The 2239-nt window shown below is 59.7% G+C and carries 2 protein-coding genes; both read right to left on the reverse strand.

The window, feature by feature from the left end; genetic code table 11:
* Positions 1-926: carbohydrate kinase (locus MWU51_RS17025; RefSeq protein ID WP_247039759.1), on the reverse strand; the 926-nt coding region annotated here is incomplete at its 3' end.
* The gene (locus MWU51_RS17030) at positions 923-2152 is read right to left on the reverse strand and encodes an ROK family transcriptional regulator (protein WP_247039762.1); all 1230 of its coding nucleotides are present in this window, start codon (positions 2150-2152) and stop codon (positions 923-925) included. The genes MWU51_RS17025 and MWU51_RS17030, both read right to left, overlap by 4 nt.
* Between the last annotated feature and the right edge of the window lie 87 nt (positions 2153-2239).

The raw sequence follows: 2239 nt of genomic DNA on the forward strand, positions 1-2239 counted from the left end.
TAGAGCTCGTCCGCCCAAGGGGGATTTGCGCCGGCGCGGGAAACGGTGACGGCGGCGACGCGTGCGCCATGTGCCAGGGCCTGTTTGAGTGCATCGGGAGAGAGGTTCTGGAGTTGATCCTTTTGCAGCGCACCCAGTTCGTAAAGCTTGGCCAGAACGCCTGCGTTGAACGTGTCGCCTGCGCCGACGGTATCGACGATTTCAACGCGTGCGGCGGGCACGGACACGTCGGTGCCATCCGCCAGGAACCCGGTCGCCCCTTCGCCGCCACGTGTCAGGATAACGACGCCTGGGCCGGCTTTTAGCACGGCCTGGACTTTCTCTTGCAGGGATGCGGGTTTGGGCATCATCCAGTTCAGATCTTCGTCGGAGACTTTGACGATATCTGCCAGCGCCAACATGCGGTCCAGCCGGGCGCGGTATGTGTCGATGTCTTTGATGAACTGCGGACGGATGTTTGGATCCATCATCACGGCGCGGGTTTTGCCTTCCCGTTCCAGCAGCGTGGCGTATGTGCTGGCACCGGGTTCGCAAGCAAGGCTGATGCCGCCAAAATAGAGCGATGACACATCGGCAGACACTTCGGGAAGATCGTCGGTGCTGAGCATCCGGCCTGCGGAGTTCTCGTCGAAGAACGAATATGATGCATGTCCGTCCTGCAATCGGACGAACGCCAGTGTCGTCGGGCGGTCGGAGGTGATGACATGGGATGTATCGACATGGCTTGCCTTCAACGCCTCGGCAAGCTGTTGGCCGAACATGTCGGTCGATAGGCCGGTCAACATGCCGGTTTGCACACCAAGGCGCCCAAGCGCGATGGAGGTGTTAAAAACCGCACCGCCTGCGTGGGGAACAAACCCATCACGGCCTGACGTGGTCGGGGTTGGGATCATGTCGATCAGTGCTTCTCCGCAACATAGGATCATTTTGAAGGGCCTTTCTGATGGGTGTCACGTTCAACAAGAAAGCGTTCGGAGAGCGGCAGGCTGGCGGCGCCAAGGGCGCGCGCGTCCGACCCGATCGAACCTTCAAGGATTTCTGGCTTTGCGACGCCTGCGATCGCCTTCTCGGTGATGTGTGTCCGGACGCGTCGGACAAGCTCGGCCCGCATGGGTTCGGGCATCCAGCCATCAACAAGAACATGCCCCACATCGATAAGACAGACAGAAGACAGAACCGCCTGCGCGATCCCGTGCGAGGCGTCGTTCAGCCAGGTGTCAAGCAGGTCGTGGGGTATCTTCCAGCTTTCAGGATCATCCCAGAGCATGGAGTATGCGCCGCCGCTTTTCGCCAGCGCGCGTTCCAGTGCCACCAGCGAGGCGACATCAACCAACTGGCGCAGCTTGCCGTCTTGGGTCGGCAACATCATCGACCCCAACGCGGCTGCATTGCCCGTGCGCCCGGTGTAGAGAGAACCATCCAGCACCAATCCGCCGCCAATGAAGAAGCCGACGAAGACATACAGAAAGTCACGCGGCTTGGTCTGATTGCCAAATACCAGCTCTGCCCCGCAGGCGGCAGAGGCGTCGTTGCAAACAAACACGGGGATGTCCCATGTTGCGCCGATTTCGGCGGCGATGTCGCGGTCTTTCCAATCGCGCAGATCAGCCTTTTCAATGTCCAGCGTTTCAGCCCAATCCCAAAGCTGGAACGGCAAAGCGATACCAAACCCGGCAACGCGAGGGCGGTGCTTCTCGGGCAGCTTGGCGAGGATTTGACCCGCGGCTTCGGTTGCGAACTGCACGGTTCTGTCCGGAGTGGGGTAGGGGTGGACAAGGTGAACGCGGTGCCGCACATTGCCCAGGAAATCGGTGAGCACGAGTTCAAGGCTGCGGCGACCCACCTTCAGCCCAAAAAAGAAAGCCCCATCCCTGGCAAGGCTCATGGGGACAGAGGGTTGTCCGATCTTGCCGCGAACCGGCTCTCCGCGCACAAGCAGCCCATCGGCTTCCAGCGCGCGCATGATGACGGAAACGGTCTGCGCGGACAGGCCGGTGCTGCGGGCGATCTCGGATTTGGCCATGGCGCCGGTTTGACGGATGAGAGTCAGAACAAGCCGTTCGTTATAGGCCCGCATGCCGCTCTGGTTCGACCCCCGCCATGGGGTATCGAGGCCGGCATCTTCGACTTCAGCTTTCAAAGCGTGGTTCATCTCGTCCCGTATCCATGACCTGTCCTAACGAGAAACTGACCAAGTTTGCAGATCAAGTCAATAAATAAATAAGAGTGAATTAATAAT

Origin of the sequence: Aliiroseovarius sp. F47248L, from assembly GCF_023016085.1 — a bacterium.
Classification (GTDB): Bacteria; Pseudomonadota; Alphaproteobacteria; order Rhodobacterales; family Rhodobacteraceae; genus Aliiroseovarius.

Coding starts and splice junctions, on each gene's coding strand:
- MWU51_RS17030 (WP_247039762.1), bottom strand. CDS start 2,152: ATGAACCACGCTTTGAAAGCTGAAGTCGAAGATGCCGGCCTCGATACC.